The sequence below is a fragment of the Mesorhizobium sp. M0751 genome, assembly GCF_040320265.1.
In the GTDB taxonomy this organism is placed as follows: domain Bacteria; phylum Pseudomonadota; class Alphaproteobacteria; order Rhizobiales; family Rhizobiaceae; genus Mesorhizobium.
On the sequence record NZ_JAMYPH010000009.1, the window covers coordinates 48,891 to 62,514 of the forward strand.

Annotated in this window: 11 protein-coding genes; 7 read left to right on the forward strand and 4 right to left on the reverse strand. The window is 58.4% G+C overall.

Features of this window, described 5'->3' with window-relative positions; all coding sequences use genetic code 11:
- Positions 1 to 80 precede the first annotated feature (80 nt).
- Positions 81 to 794 carry a helix-turn-helix transcriptional regulator gene (locus NKI19_RS15825; protein WP_352489803.1) on the reverse strand — a complete coding sequence of 238 codons (714 nt, stop codon included), beginning with the start codon at positions 792 to 794 and terminating at the stop codon, positions 81 to 83.
- Between the two features lie 359 nt (positions 795 to 1,153).
- On the opposite strand from NKI19_RS15825, the gene NKI19_RS15830 reads away from it, so the two are divergent.
- Positions 1,154 to 2,821: a sensor histidine kinase gene (locus NKI19_RS15830; RefSeq protein ID WP_352490097.1), complete on the forward strand. Its 1,668-nt coding sequence runs from the start codon at positions 1,154 to 1,156 to the stop codon at positions 2,819 to 2,821.
- Positions 2,822 to 3,006: 185 nt separating this feature from the next.
- Here NKI19_RS15830 and NKI19_RS15835 read toward each other — a convergent pair whose 3' ends face one another.
- A complete protein-coding gene (locus tag NKI19_RS15835; RefSeq protein ID WP_023675618.1) occupies positions 3,007 to 3,684 on the reverse strand; it encodes a LuxR C-terminal-related transcriptional regulator in 678 nt (225 codons plus the stop codon).
- Between the two features lie 510 nt (positions 3,685 to 4,194).
- On the opposite strand from NKI19_RS15835, the gene NKI19_RS15840 reads away from it, so the two are divergent.
- The 5 genes from NKI19_RS15840 to NKI19_RS15860 all read left to right on the forward strand — a co-directional run bounded on the left by NKI19_RS15840 (position 4,195) and on the right by NKI19_RS15860 (position 9,201).
- The gene (locus NKI19_RS15840; protein WP_023675619.1) at positions 4,195 to 4,917 is read left to right on the forward strand and encodes a nucleotidyltransferase family protein; all 723 of its coding nucleotides are present in this window, start codon (positions 4,195 to 4,197) and stop codon (positions 4,915 to 4,917) included.
- Between the two features lie 53 nt (positions 4,918 to 4,970).
- Positions 4,971 to 6,107 carry a DegT/DnrJ/EryC1/StrS family aminotransferase gene (locus tag NKI19_RS15845; RefSeq protein ID WP_352490098.1) on the forward strand — a complete coding sequence of 379 codons (1,137 nt, stop codon included), beginning with the start codon at positions 4,971 to 4,973 and terminating at the stop codon, positions 6,105 to 6,107.
- Entirely contained in the window at positions 6,104 to 6,778 is a 675-nt protein-coding gene (locus NKI19_RS15850) for a sugar transferase (RefSeq protein ID WP_352489804.1), read from the forward strand. Before NKI19_RS15845 ends, NKI19_RS15850 begins: the two co-directional genes overlap by 4 nt.
- Before the next feature lie 74 nt (positions 6,779 to 6,852).
- Positions 6,853 to 7,857, forward strand: coding sequence for an SDR family NAD(P)-dependent oxidoreductase (locus NKI19_RS15855; RefSeq protein ID WP_352489805.1), 1,005 nt, complete (start codon positions 6,853 to 6,855; stop codon positions 7,855 to 7,857).
- A gap of 81 nt (positions 7,858 to 7,938) precedes the next feature.
- Entirely contained in the window at positions 7,939 to 9,201 is a 1,263-nt protein-coding gene (locus NKI19_RS15860) for a polysaccharide biosynthesis/export family protein (RefSeq protein ID WP_352489806.1), read from the forward strand.
- Positions 9,202 to 9,225: 24 nt separating this feature from the next.
- On the opposite strand, the gene NKI19_RS15865 is transcribed toward NKI19_RS15860, so the two are convergent.
- Positions 9,226 to 10,524: an HlyD family type I secretion periplasmic adaptor subunit gene (locus NKI19_RS15865; protein ID WP_352489807.1), complete on the reverse strand. Its 1,299-nt coding sequence runs from the start codon at positions 10,522 to 10,524 to the stop codon at positions 9,226 to 9,228.
- 242 nt (positions 10,525 to 10,766) lie between these two features.
- Entirely contained in the window at positions 10,767 to 12,518 is a 1,752-nt protein-coding gene (locus tag NKI19_RS15870; RefSeq protein ID WP_352489808.1) for a type I secretion system permease/ATPase, read from the reverse strand.
- Between the two features lie 405 nt (positions 12,519 to 12,923).
- Between NKI19_RS15870 and NKI19_RS15875 the strand changes: the two genes are divergently transcribed.
- A complete protein-coding gene (locus NKI19_RS15875; RefSeq protein ID WP_352489809.1) occupies positions 12,924 to 13,616 on the forward strand; it encodes a N5-glutamine methyltransferase family protein in 693 nt (230 codons plus the stop codon).
- Positions 13,617 to 13,624: the final 8 nt, after the last annotated feature.

Sequence of the window (13,624 nt, forward strand, 5' to 3'; positions counted from 1 at the left end):
GTCATGACACGCCAACTTGCGCAGTTTTGAATCCCAGGCAGATGTCGACGTCCGGGCGATTGGATCTAAGTGGCCGGCCCTTACGGCAGGACCGAAATACGCCCAAGAAGGGCCACCAGTTCCGCCTGGCGTTTTGTTTCGGTCTTGGCGAACAGCGAGGCAAGCTGGGAACGGATCGTGGTGCGGCTGAGACGCCAGCTGCGGGCGATCTCCAAAGGTGCGTCGCCCTGGGCCAAGCGCAAGGCGAGGTGCGTTTCTGCGCTCGTCAGGCCAAACATTCTTTGCAGCGTGCGAGGATTTGGCCCCGACCTGTTGTCGCGATCCAGCAACGCCACAATGCTCGTCCCCTCGGGAGCGATAACGCCGTTCTCGTTCAGTATCACCGGTCGGTCGCCCCTGCTGCGGATCACCACCCAAGACAACGAGCCCGGCAGGAATTGGCCCGGAACATTCGCGATCAGCCGCCTTAGGGCGGCCGTAAGTCCGCTCGCCGTGTCGGCCGCTTCGCCCTGGCGCTCAAGCGTGGTTTGGGCGGCTGCGTTCCACTCGACTACTTTTCTTTCGCGATTCAGCACAAGATAGCCACAGCCAATGCGATCAAGCACGCCGGTTATGGATTCCAGACTGCGGCCTTTTTGTTCGCCGAACCTTGCGTCCAATGGATCCGATGCGCGATCGGGAAGGTGACCAGAAGAAGAGGGCCGCGTATTCCGCGCTTCAAAATCATACTTGGTCCTCGTAGCAATGTACCGATTGCTCGAAGAAGCATCGACCTGTCTATCAATCAGATTCATTTTCTACCCCTAACCCAAAGTTTCACACGCCCGAAATAAGTATTCGGGATTCAGATAGTCTTCTATGTGTAGCTGGATTCTAGTCTTCTATGCGCTGACGGATGATATGTTCATCACCACCTTGAAAAACTTAATATGATCCGACAGTTCTAAGGCAGCTCCTAGGCCCCGCTGCGTCCGATAAAATGCGCGCTATGATAGCGGTATGGCAATCCGGCAGTGGTACTAAGCTGTACGTTTTTTGCTCTAGTCTCGACGGGCTAGTCAGAAGGTTGTAGTCTGTGTCCATGAGCTCGCAGTCGCGCAGGTCGAATTCGAACCCGTCGGGCAGATTGCTAACTCATATTGCCTCTGCATCGGTGTTGGCCGCCACACTGATATTTGAAATAAAATCCTCAGCCTATATTGGGCAAGGCGCCAGTTTTCTGGAATTTATTCCGGCTATTATTATTATCGCCTATCTCGAAGACCGCGTACCGGCGCTCGCTGCGACCATTCTGATGGTGGCTGTCGGGCTGTGGGCACGAGGACACGATCAGATTTCAAGTGGAGATTGGGCACGCGCAATCCTGCTTCTGGTTTCGGGCGGCGTGATTGCCATGACCTTCCATCGCCTTCGGCAGGACTTGCGTGAGTTGCTGGAAGTCGCGGAGGCCAGGCTCGCTGCCGTCGAGGCGACCGAAAGCCGCTATCGTTGGGCCTTCGAACGTGCTGCCCTGGGATTCGCGAACACCAACGAGAAAGGTGAGTTGCTGCAGTCCAACAAACGCCTTTGCGAGATGACCGGGTACAAGGAGGAGGAGCTTGCCCAATTGCAACTCGATACGCTCGCCCATCCGAACGACCGGCACACCTTGGCGCAATTGTTGGCGAGGCTGGGCAATGACATCTCTTCGTTCGTTTCCGAGGTCCGTCTGTCAAGAAAGGACGGTACGGCCTTCTGGGCTCGGCTAACGCTTTCTTCGTCCGTACCCAAGGGGGGGCTCTCGGAGAGCATCTTCGTGGTGGTCGACGATATTTCGGAACGACGCGCTGTTCACGAAGCGCTTCGGGCTCAGAAGGAATGGCTGGACCTCGCTCTGTCTGCTGGACGCTTGGCCACGTGGCGCATTGACCTTAAAAACGGGACAGTCACGGGCTCGGACACGTTCTGGGACATTCTCGGCCTGGCCCAGGCCAATAGCCGCAGTTTGGAGGAACTGTCAGCTGTCGTTCATCCGGCGGACTGGCCAAAGCTGGCGGCATCAAGAAAGGCCGCACCATCGGTCACGAATTACGATGTTGAGATACGCGTCCGCCGACCGGACGGACATATCCGCTGGGTTGCGCTGCGCGGAAGGGAGGAAAGACATGATGATGGTGGACAGCGGCTTGGAGTGGCTGCCGACCTGAGCGAGAGACGACAAACCACGCTGCTGCGCGCCGCGGCAAAGAAGCGGGAGCGCATCATGCTCGAACAGCGTCACAGATTCGGCAATGTTTTCGCGGTGATCACGGCGCTCGTGAAGATGGTCGATGTTCCCGGAAACAACGTCGCCAAATACAAGGAAATGCTGATCGACCGGATACGCGCGCTCGAGGCAACCCATCTGCTTCTTTCACGCAACGGCAGCGTATCGGGGGCGATAAACGATCTCGTTGCGCAAGAATTGCACCCATATATTGGAACACGTGCGATATCGGTCAGCGGTCCTTCCGTGGCGATGTCGGGAGGCGCCGCCGAGAGTTTTGCAATGATCGTTCACGAGCTTGCCACCAATTCCATGAAATATGGAGCGCTTGCCGATCCAAAAGGCCGGATCGACGTAAGCTGGACGTTCGCACCTGAAGAAACAGGCAGTGATATCGTGTTCGAGTGGGTGGAATCGGGGCGGCGTAGGACCTCAAGCGTAGTCCGTCATGGCTTCGGCTCCATGATAATCGGAGTGGATGGAGCGCCGCTTGTCGGTCACTCTCCCAGGCTGGAAATATCGGACCAAGGGTTGCGGTATTCGCTGCGGCTGTCACGCAAGGAAATCGGATTGTAGTGCAGTGCTCCAATCGGAAAGCAGATATCTAAAAGGCGGGTCGCGCTGAGCGGCCTTTGAGATGCGCAGGGTTCCTTCCAAGAATGTCGTTGGCCCAAAGCCGCGCTGCGGCTTTGGGATATGCAGTAATATGCGTGAGGAGTCTTGGGACGCCGTTTGCACGTCCAAAAGGGACGCGCGGCGCTCTAGCTGGCATGTCTCGAAAGCCAAGTCTTCAGCATAACGGCAGCCTCGGTCCGATTGCGTACCCCCAACTCACGCAGAACCGCAGCAGCGTGGATTTTCGTGGTCGCCTCCGCGATTTCCAGATCGCGCGCAATTTCCTTGTTTGAATAGCCTTCCGCCATCAGCTTGAGGACTTCCTTTTGCCTCGAGGTCAGCCTGCCGAGGTTGACGCCAGCGGTACGCCTCTGTGGGCCTTTGTCGTCGGAATGGGTATGCGCGTGGGTTGTTTGCGTTGCACCCGGGCGTGACAGAAGTGCAGGAACATAGATGCGGCCGGAGAGGATTTCATTGACGGCCAAAACAACCTCTTCGTCCGTCTGCGATTTTACGATGTAGCCGTGAAGCCCGATCGACAGCGCGGTGAGTATTTCCGAGCGTGAATCGTTTCCGGAAACGATCGCAAATCGCGTGTCCGGATAGGCGGACAGGATCCCGCCGAGCACTTCTTGATTGAACAGGCCCGGCATATTCAGGTCCAGGATCGCAAGATCCACGAACGATTGCTCTGCCAGCAAACTGAGCACCGCGTCGAAACAAGACGCTTCAAATATCTCTACACCTGGAATGCCTGCGGTCAGTGCCAATCGCAAGCCGCGACGATACAAGCCGTGATCGTCGGCGATGACGATTCGATACATTGAACTACCCCAACGCCTGTCTGAATGGATTGAACGGCGATGGCCTGAAAGTCGTGGCCATCCACTCGTCGATTCATCCAGCCGACGCTGCGGCACCCCCAACACCGCAAACGCCAGATTTCTAATATAATCTTAAATGACGGGAAACGCTCCTCTTTTTTTGCCCCTTGTGAGCGAAACCCGCCGAACGTCGTCGAACATACGTTCTGACCTTTTGGACAGCTGACAGACCGGTCGGTCATTCAGCAGTGCTATAGGTCTAAAGATATAGAACAGCAAAACGGCTGAATTGTTACCATTCGAATGCACGACGACATCCACCCTGACGGCCACATACCATCCAGATGCAATGTCCGGATCAGGGGACAGTGGGGAAAACTCACCGGTCTTCTACGGGAAATCTCACCGGTTCTTCTGAGGGGACAAGAACGCGTTTCCCGGTGCTGACCAGGGCAGGATAGCCGGCCCGTGACGATAGCGTTCAGGCCGAATGAACAAGGGAGGACCAGGATGAAAGCGGTTATTCAATGTGGAGGAATGGGAACACGCCTGCGCCCCTTCACTTCGGTCTTGCCGAAGCCGCTCATGCCGATCGGCGCACGGCCGGTTCTCGAGATGCTTCTGAAATGGTTGCGACGCAACGGTATTCAGGAAGTCTATATTACAACCGGGTATCTCGGCCACTTGATCCGCACCGTGTGTGGAGATGGCTCGCAGTGGAACCTGAAAATTCGATATACGCAGGAGATGGAGCCGCTTGGCACCATCGGGCCACTGTCTTTGATCAGGGATGAACTGACGGAGCCATTCATCGTTCTCAATGGCGATGTCCTCACGGATCTAAGCCTCAGTCGATTTGTTGCAGCGCACCGTAAGCACACCGATCCAGTGACGATCGCAACAGCCTGTCGCCTGATCAAGATGGATTTCGGCGTCATCGACGAAGTCGACAATACCGTGCAGGTCTTTCGCGAGAAGCCGACGCTTTCGCATCTGGTCAGCATGGGAATTTACTGCATGAACCCGGATGTTCTGCAGTTTATCCCATCCGGCATACCCTTTGGGTTCGACGACCTGATGCTGCAGATGATGCAGAACGGCACAACCGTGCACGTGTACAAACATGAGGGTCTCTGGCTCGATATCGGGCGCGTCGACGACTTTCAGAACGCACAGACCATTTCCTGGGAAGACCAGTCGGCCTCGATCGAGGTCACTGCGACGGCTGCATGATCATGATGAAGTCACGAGCCCGGTTCCCACAGTTATCAGTCTAGGAGGTTGTGATGCTCTTGGTCAGTGCCCCGATCTTGGGTGTGCCGGAAAAGACTGCTTTGACCAAGGTCATCGACAGCGGCTGGCTGACCATGGGGGAGCAGGTACGAGCCTTCGAACAAGCTTTTGCCGACGTTCATGATGCGGAGGATTGCGTCGCGGTCAGTTCTTGCACCGCAGCGCTTCATCTCATTTTGCACGCACTTGGCATCGGACCGGGCGACGAGGTGCTGGTGCCATCCTTGACTTTCGTCGCGACCGCAAATGCGGTCCTCTATGTCGGTGCGACGCCGGTCTTCGTCGACATCGAGTCAGCCGACGTGCCGCTGATGTCGATCGTGGAAGCCGAAGCGAAATGCACGGCCCGCACCAAGGCAGTCATTCTTGTCCATTTCGCCGGCTACCTCGCCGATCGGGAACACTGGCAGAAGTTCGCCCGTGCCCGGGGGCTGCATATCGTCGAGGACGCGGCGCATGCGCCGGGCTTGAAGGAGGTGGGGACATTTGGTGCCGCGGCCGCCTTCAGCTTCTACGGCAACAAGAACATGACCACGGCGGAAGGCGGGGCAGTGATTGCCAGGGATGCTGGTCTGCTCGAGACAATCCGCCAGGCGCGTGGACATGGGATGACCACCGGGACGCGTCAAAGGCTGAACAGCCGCACCCCGCAGTATGATGTCACCATGCTCGGTTTCAACTATCGCATGGATGAACTGCGGGCTGCAATCGGACTGGTCCAGCTGCAAAATTTGCAGGAGTGGAATGAGATCAGGCGTATCCTGGTCATGCTGTATCGCCGTCTCATAGCGAAGCATTGCCCGGCCGTGACCATCCCGTTCCACGAGCCGCGGACGTCGGCCTACCACATCATGCCTATCCTTTTGCCACGTTACGCCGACAGGCAAGACGTCATCGACGCACTGCGCGCGCAAGGGATACAAACCACTATCCACTACCCGCCGGTGCACCAGATGACGCTCTATCGTGAGCTCATTCCCGGTACTCACTTACCGCGCACTGAAGATTTCGCGCAGCGCGAACTGACTGTACCGCTACATCCGCAGATCACCGCGCCATTGGTTGAATCGGTAGTCGTCGCTCTTGCCGCGGCGGTCAATAACTGCGCTCAGACAGGAACAGCCGCATGAATGCCCTGGACCTAGCCATTCATCGGTCTAACGTCTCGAGCGCCGCCCATGGGTCTGCGAGACGAGCAATCGATCTCGTCATTGCTGCGGCCGCGGCGATCGTCTTCGCCCCGCTGATGCTGCTGATTGCCGTGGCGCTGCTGCTGGAAGGCGGTCGGCCCATCTTCTTCACTCAGACCCGCGTCGGGGCTGGTGCTCGCCCATTCCGCATGTACAAGTTCCGCAAGTTCAGCGTGCAATGCGACCCCGGTGGCTTGGCGCTGACCATGGCCGACGACAGCCGCATGACGCCGATAGGACGGTTCCTCGCCGTCACCAAATTCGACGAACTGCCACAGCTTTGGAACGTCTTCAGAGGCGAGATGGCAATCATCGGGCCACGCCCGGAGAGCCTTGCCTTCGCCGATTGTTTTCGCGGGGGCTTCGAGGGTATTTTACAATACAAGCCAGGCTTGCTGGGTCCTGCCCAGGTTCTCTTCCGGCACGAAGCCCGTTTTTATCCTCGGTCCGTGGATCCGCTACTGTTCTACCGCGAGGTTCTGTTTCCTGCCAAAGCCAGGCTCGACCTTTCCTATTATCCGCAGCGCACGATCGGCTCCGATGTCGTGTGGATGGTGCGCGGGCTGCTGGCAGTGCTTGGCGTCGTCTCGCCGCCGCCGATCGGACCTTGAGAGCAGGTGGGACATCCGCGCTCTCGTGGATTTGCAAAGTCAGTGCCTCACGTCATAGGGGGAACGCTTGGGTCATGGCATACAAGGGCAGGAAAGTTCTGGTTACGGGTGCCGATGGGTTCATCGGTTCGCATCTCACCGAAGCACTCGTCCGTAGCGGTGCCGACGTCACCGCGCTGGCTCTCTACAATTCCTTCGACAGCCACGGCTGGCTGGACGATTTGCCGAACACCATACGAAGCCAGCTGAATCTCATCCGCGGCGATGTTCGCGACAGCGCGTTCCTTAACCGGATCGTGCGTGGCCAGGCGGTCGTGTTTCATCTCGCCGCACTGATAGCGATCCCGTATTCGTATGCCGCTGCCCAGTCCTATGTGGAGACCAATATCCTGGGCACGGTCAACGTTCTCGAAGCGGCGCGCCAATGGGAGACGGAGCGTGTGGTGCACACTTCGACAAGCGAGGTCTACGGCACCGCGCTGACAATGCCTATCAGCGAATCCCACCCGTTGCAGGGACAGTCACCATATTCGGCATCCAAGATCGGCGCGGACATGATGGCGGAGTCCTATGCCAGATCGTTCGACATCCCTGTGGTCATCATGCGGCCGTTCAATACGTACGGCCCGCGCCAGAGTGAGCGGGCCATCGTACCGACCATTATACGCCAGGCTCTCGACAAAAAATGCCCGGCGATCATGGTGGGAGACACAAGCCCGATCCGCGATCTTACTTTCGTGGAAGACACTGCGGCGGCGTTTTTGACCGCAGGTTCGGCCGAGCTCGAATTTGGCCATGCCTATAATGCCGGAAGCCAGCGCGCTGTGACGATTTCGGACATATTGGATCTGGTGATCGAGTTGAGTGGCTGCAAGAAACCAATCCACCGGGACGAGCGCCGCCTGCGGCCGCAGAATTCCGAAGTACGTGCCTTGCTGGCCGATTCTTCGCTCCTCGAAAGCAAGACTGGATGGCGTGCCCAGACCAGCCTGCGCGAAGGCTTGGAGCGGACCATCGGATGGTGGCAACGGCGCCTCAGCGAAGGCCGGGTGCGACACGAAATGAGTTACATGACATGAGCTTTCGCCTGGGAGAATTGGCTCCGCTGTTGATTGCGGCCGCGGTATCGCCGGATTCGAGCCAGAAGGAGATTGTCGCCCATGGTCCTCGTTGATCGAATCCTTATTGTCTTGCTCGGCATGCTGGCTGCCATGGATACGGCTGCTGCAGCGGAAGCACGGGTCGCCTATCGACTTTCCGCCGGCGACACCGTCGAGATTGGAATTGCCTCCATCCCTGAGCGAACGCAACGTGCGGTGGTCCAGATGGACGGCACGATCGCGCTTCCCGAAGTCGGTATGGTTTCGGTGGGCGGCTTAACTCCGGCTGAACTGCAAACGCGCATGCAGACGATCTTGCCGACCAAGATATTCCACCAGCGTCTGCCTGATGGGCGGGAGCAAATGATCGTCATCAAGCCGACAGACGTGACCGCCGTGGTTGCGGAGTACAGGCCGATCTATGTGACCGGCGACGTGCTCACTCCCGGACAGCAGGCCTACCGCCCGCTGATGACCGTGCGGCAGGCGATTGCCGTGTCAGGCGGTTTCAGCCTTTTGCGGTCCCGGGCAAACCAGGTTGGCCCAGATCCGGTGGATCTGCGGCGCGATTACGAGTCGCTTTGGGGGGAATATACGAGAGATTATTTTCATAGCGCCCGCCTCCGCGCCGAACTTCAGAACAAACCGACTTTCGACATGCAGCCACCACAAGGATCGCCCTTGCCGGCAAGTTTTGCATCGGCGATCGCCCAGGCTGAAGCGGAAGGGCTGAAGCTCTCGCTGGACAACTTCCAGCAAGAGCAGGGCTTTCTGGATAAAAGCGGTAAGGATGCCGCCGCACAAACCGAGACCTTGCTCAAACGCGAGCAGGCCGAAGCGGATGGTGTGAAGGCGGACGAAGACGATCTGGCGCGCGTAAGGAAAGCGTTTGAGTCGGGAAATCTAACCAATACCCGGCTCGCCGACGTCCGGCGCGCTTTGGTTCTCTCTTCCAGCCGGGCACTCGAAACGTCCGTTGAACTTATGAGAGCACGACGTCAGCAGGACGATTTTGCCAGACAGCACGAACGCAATGACAACCAAAGAAGGATGGGTCTGCTGATCGAGTTGAAGGATACCAACGTGCGCCTTGCCGACGTCAGCGCAAGACTTCGCGCCGCCAGCCAAAAGTTGCAGCCCACGGGAGCTGCCGCACTGCCGTTGCCGGTTGCCGGCGAGAAGATCCAGGCCGAGGTCACGATCATTCGCAAGGTCGGCGAAGAATGGCGAAAACAGCTTGCCCAAGAAGACACCGAGGTCATGCCGGGAGACACGATCGAGGTCAGGTTCAGCAGCGCTCTCGAAAATGCGGCGACCCGATAGATCGGGCCGCGTTTCGCAACCGCTTTACTGCCTGAAGGCTCTGGAAAACTGGTCGGTAAGGGGCTTCATCAAGTAGGACCAGACACTGCGCTCGTCGGTTCTTATGTGGACTTCGGCGGGCATGCCCGGTTTGAGTATTTTCTCTCCTGTCAGGCAGGTCGCTTCATTTTCGACGTCGATGCGCGCCGAAAAATAGGAAAGCTGACGCTGCTGATCCTTGATCAGATCCGCTGACACGCGCTTGACCGAGCCTTCGCAAGCAGGTGTGGTGCCGGCGTCGAACGCCGGAAAGCGGATCGACACCTGCTGTCCAGGATGGATCTCATCAATACGCGCCGGAGGAATGGAAGCGTCGACGACAAGGTTGTCGGAATCGGGCACAATCATCATAAGCACCTCTCCGGCGCCAATCACGCCGCCGACGGTGTGGATCGAGGATTCTTGTACCGTGCCCGATTGCGGGGCACGAATGTCTGTCCTGCCGAGTTCGTCTTCGGCCACCAGCTTGCGCTCACTGAGTTCGGTTTGCTTGGCTTCCGTTTCGCGAAGTTCGTTGGTCACGTCGCTCCGCATTTGTTCGTCGAGCTGAAGCACCTGCAGGTCCGTTTCACTGATGTGAGCTTGTACCTCCGCTATCGCTGCGACAAGGCGTCCCGATTCGCCGCGAGTCCGGGTCTTCTCCAGGCTGACATTGCTCAACCTCTCCTTGGACACCAACTTCTTTGCGTAGAGAGATTCGACATCTGCAAGGTTCTTGGTCAGCAGATCCAGAGACTCGTCCGTTGCAGACTGCTGCGATTTGAGGCCATCGATCTGACGTTCCAGCTGCTTCGCGCGGCTTTGCAATTGTGCCTTCTGGCCAGCCAGCGCCGCAGCACGACTTTCAAACAAGGCACGCTCGCCACTGACAAGTGCCACCACTTGCGGGTCACCCATTTGAGCCCGAAGGTCGGGCGGGATCTGCATTTCCGGCAGACCCTGGCGCTCGGCCTCCAGTCGGGCCAGACGAATGGTGGCGCGATTGAGGTCCTCGGTGATTATCTGCAGGTTTGCTCGGGTCAATGTGTTGTCCAGCCTGACCAACACGTCGCCGGCCTTCACATGATCGCCGTCCTGCGCGAAGATTCCGCCGATGGTGCCGCCGGTTTGATGCTGGACTTTTTTAATGTTGCTTTCGACCACCACGGTTGCGGGCGCAATCACCGCGCCGGCAATCTTGGTCAATCCCAACCAGAGCCCTCCGCCAAAGATCAACAGCAAGCTGGTTGCCAAGCCCAAGAGCAGATTGGCCCGGATGCCATCCGGCTCTGGCTTCGTCTCCAACGAACGGCTCTCGCCACCGGCGGCGACGTATGACGACACGGTAACAACAGAGCGATACTTCACATATGCCCGGCTGCACGTTTGTGCGGCGGAACGACAATGTGCTGCCAGGCTCCGGACCAGACTACCCCAGGGTAGATTGGCTCGAATCCCATCCGGCCCCGGCTTCTCCCCGGTCGGCTGGCCTTCGTCGCCTACCGCAGCATATGACGACATGGTCACGTTAGACACTAAGCAATACCTCAAGCATGCCCGCTTGCACCGTGCTGCAGCGGAACGACAATGTTTGGCTTGTCCGGGCGCGGGAAGGGCCGGATCACATTTGCCAGAACGTCTTCGCGCGAGCCGAACGAATGGAGCATCCCGTTCGACAGGACGAGTACCTGATCGATGTTGACGAGAGCGGAGGGGCGATGCGCAACGACGATCACGATACCGCCGCGCTGACGCACTGCCAGGATAGCGCCGGCCAAAGCAGCATCACCGTCTGCGTCCAGATTGGAATTTGGTTCGTCAAGGACGACGAGAAATGGATCGCCGTAAAGTGCCCTGGCAAGCCCGACGAGCTGCCTCTGCCCAGCCGAAAGGGCCGCGCCGCCTTCTCCGATGCGTGTTTGAAAACCCTGCGGAAGACGCATGATCATCTTGTCCACGCCCGCAGCCTTGGCAGCTGCCAGCACGCCTTTTGCGTCGCTTTTGCCGCCGAACCTCGAAATGTTGTCGGCGATCGTCCCGTCGAACAGCTCAACGTCCTGCGGCAGGTAGCCAATATGAATGCCGAGCAGTTCTGAGTTCCACTGATTGAGCGAGGCGCCGTCCAATCTTACGGTGCCACGAAGCGGCTTCCATGCCCCGACCAAAGCGCGCACGAGCGTGGTCTTGCCGGAGCCGCTCGGGCCGACGACCGCCAACCCTGCGCCTCTCGCCAAGCGGAAGCTTACATTGAAGATGGTTGGTTTCTGCAGGCTTGGTGGCGCGACGGTCAATTCCTCGACCGCAAGCTCTGCCTTCGGGCGGGGCAGTTCCATTGGCTCTTGCTGGCTATCAAAAGCATCCAGCGCTGCCGCCAGCTCGGTATAGCTTTTGCGGGTTGCCAGAAACCCTCTCCAGTTTGCGATCGCCACATCGACCGGCGCCAGCGAGCGGCCCAGCAATATGGACGATGCAATGATCACGCCAGGCGAGGCCTCGCCGCCGATCACAAGGTAGGCACCAAGCCCTAGCACACATGATTGCAGGGCCATTCGGAGCGTCTTCGACAATGAGCTTGCTGCGCCGACGACGTCGGAGAGCCGTTCCTGGTTCTTCAGATAAAGATGACTGACCTCGTTCCAGCGCCGGCTAAGCGGGGCGGAAAGGCCCATCGCCTGAACAACCTCTGCGTTGCGGCGGCCGGAGTCGGCCAGAAGCCGCTGCGCAACGAGTGTCTCAGATGCACGAGCCGCAGGTTTGCGGCCGACGATCTCGGCAACCACCGTCAAAAACACAACGGCGCATGCGCCGAGCGTTGCCAGCACGCCAAGCGCGGGGTGCAGCAGATAGATGACCACCATATAAAATGGTATCCAGGGAGCGTCGAATAAGACTGTCGGCCCGAGCCCGGAAAGAAAGCCACGTAGCTGGTCCAGATCACGAAGCGGGTGCACCCGGTTCGCATCCGGCCCGGCGACGAGGGGCAGGGAAAGCGAGGCTGCGAACGCTTTTTGCTGCAGATTTCTATGCAGGCGGCTGCCGATGCGGACCAACAGGCGAAGCCTCACGAAATCGAGGAGCCCATAGGCCGCGTAAAGTCCCAGCATCCCGACTGTAAATCCGATAAGAGTCGGCACGCTCTGCGAAGGCAGCACGCGGTCGTAGACCTGGAGCATGTAGACGGAGCCGGTCAAGGCGAGGATATTTATCAATGCGGAGAAAACGCCTACGCCGACGAGGCCGTGCACACAGCCGAACATTGCGGAGCGGAGATCGAGCGAGCGTCCTTTGGTCGACTTCATGATGTGCGCTCGTTGACGCGAAATTGCTGCGCAATCTCGTCGATTCTTTCGATGAGGGACAAACTTTAACCTTCCGGGAAGCAGCAGCCCCGCCCCGCTGCTGGAACATTACGAATTGCTTACATACGTGCCTTCTTTGATTAAAATGTAGCAAAATCGTGACGCCAGGCTGAGAATTCGGCAACTGGCTCGCCAGGCTGGGGATAACCGGGTCGGGTAAGGAGATATTCCTAATCATGACACCCGGCAGAAGCTTATGATCATCTTTGTAGCATCAAGGCTTCAAAGCGTCTGGCGACGGATGGGTTTTGATTTTGTCGATCGAGAGTTAAACGGTTTTGAGATACACTTCATCGGTACGCAATTGTCGGCCACCAACGCCGGCTAAAACGGGAGGCGAGTGTCGTGAGCGAAGAGATCAATGTCGCCGATGCCTACGGCAAGGGCCGCAGCACCTTCATGGGATTGCAGTTGCTGGTCTCGCCCGGTGCGCTTGTTCCTCGGCCGGAAACGGAACTGCTCGGCAAGGCCGCTCTCGATGTCCTGAGCCAACTGAACCTGCCGGTGCCTCGCGTTGTCGACATGTGCTGTGGGGCGGGCAATCTGGCGTGCGCCATCGCGCACCACGCTCCCACCGCGCGCGTGTGGGCAAGCGATCTTACCGACGGATGCGTGGAGGTCGCGCGCCGCAACGTCACCCATCTTGAAATGGAGGACCGGGTAACGGTTCTTCAGGGCGACTTGTTCAGCGCCTTCTCCGGCTTGGAGCTCGACGGTACGATCGACGTGATTGTTTGCAACCCGCCCTACATTTCGGAAAAACGGCTCGAGGGCGACCGTTCACATCTGGTCGAGCTCGAGCCGCGTGAAGCATTCGCAGCCGGCCCCTACGGCCTGAGCATCCACATGCGGGTGCTCAAGGAGGCGCCGCGTTATTTGCGGCGTGGAGGCATCCTGCTTTTCGAGGTGGGGCTTGGCCAGGACCGGCAGGTCATGAGTTTGCTCGAGCGTTCCAAGGCTTATGAGAGTATCCGGGCAGTCACCAACCAGGCCGGTGAGGGCAGGGTGGTTGTGGGACATACGAAGGCGCAGGCGTAAGCATCGCA

What these genes read in the sequence shown, in the direction of transcription:
- NKI19_RS15825 (WP_352489803.1), bottom strand. Translation starts at nt 794, where the DNA reads ATGAATCTGATTGATAGACAGGTCGATGCTTCTTCGAGCAATCGGTAC.
- NKI19_RS15835 (WP_023675618.1), bottom strand. Translation starts at nt 3,684, where the DNA reads ATGTATCGAATCGTCATCGCCGACGATCACGGCTTGTATCGTCGCGGC.
- NKI19_RS15840 (WP_023675619.1), top strand. Translation starts at nt 4,195, where the DNA reads ATGAAAGCGGTTATTCAATGTGGAGGAATGGGAACACGCCTGCGCCCC.
- NKI19_RS15845 (WP_352490098.1), top strand. Translation starts at nt 4,971, where the DNA reads ATGCTCTTGGTCAGTGCCCCGATCTTGGGTGTGCCGGAAAAGACTGCT.
- NKI19_RS15850 (WP_352489804.1), top strand. Translation starts at nt 6,104, where the DNA reads ATGAATGCCCTGGACCTAGCCATTCATCGGTCTAACGTCTCGAGCGCC.
- NKI19_RS15855 (WP_352489805.1), top strand. Translation starts at nt 6,853, where the DNA reads ATGGCATACAAGGGCAGGAAAGTTCTGGTTACGGGTGCCGATGGGTTC.
- NKI19_RS15860 (WP_352489806.1), top strand. Translation starts at nt 7,939, where the DNA reads ATGGTCCTCGTTGATCGAATCCTTATTGTCTTGCTCGGCATGCTGGCT.
- NKI19_RS15870 (WP_352489808.1), bottom strand. Translation starts at nt 12,518, where the DNA reads ATGAAGTCGACCAAAGGACGCTCGCTCGATCTCCGCTCCGCAATGTTC.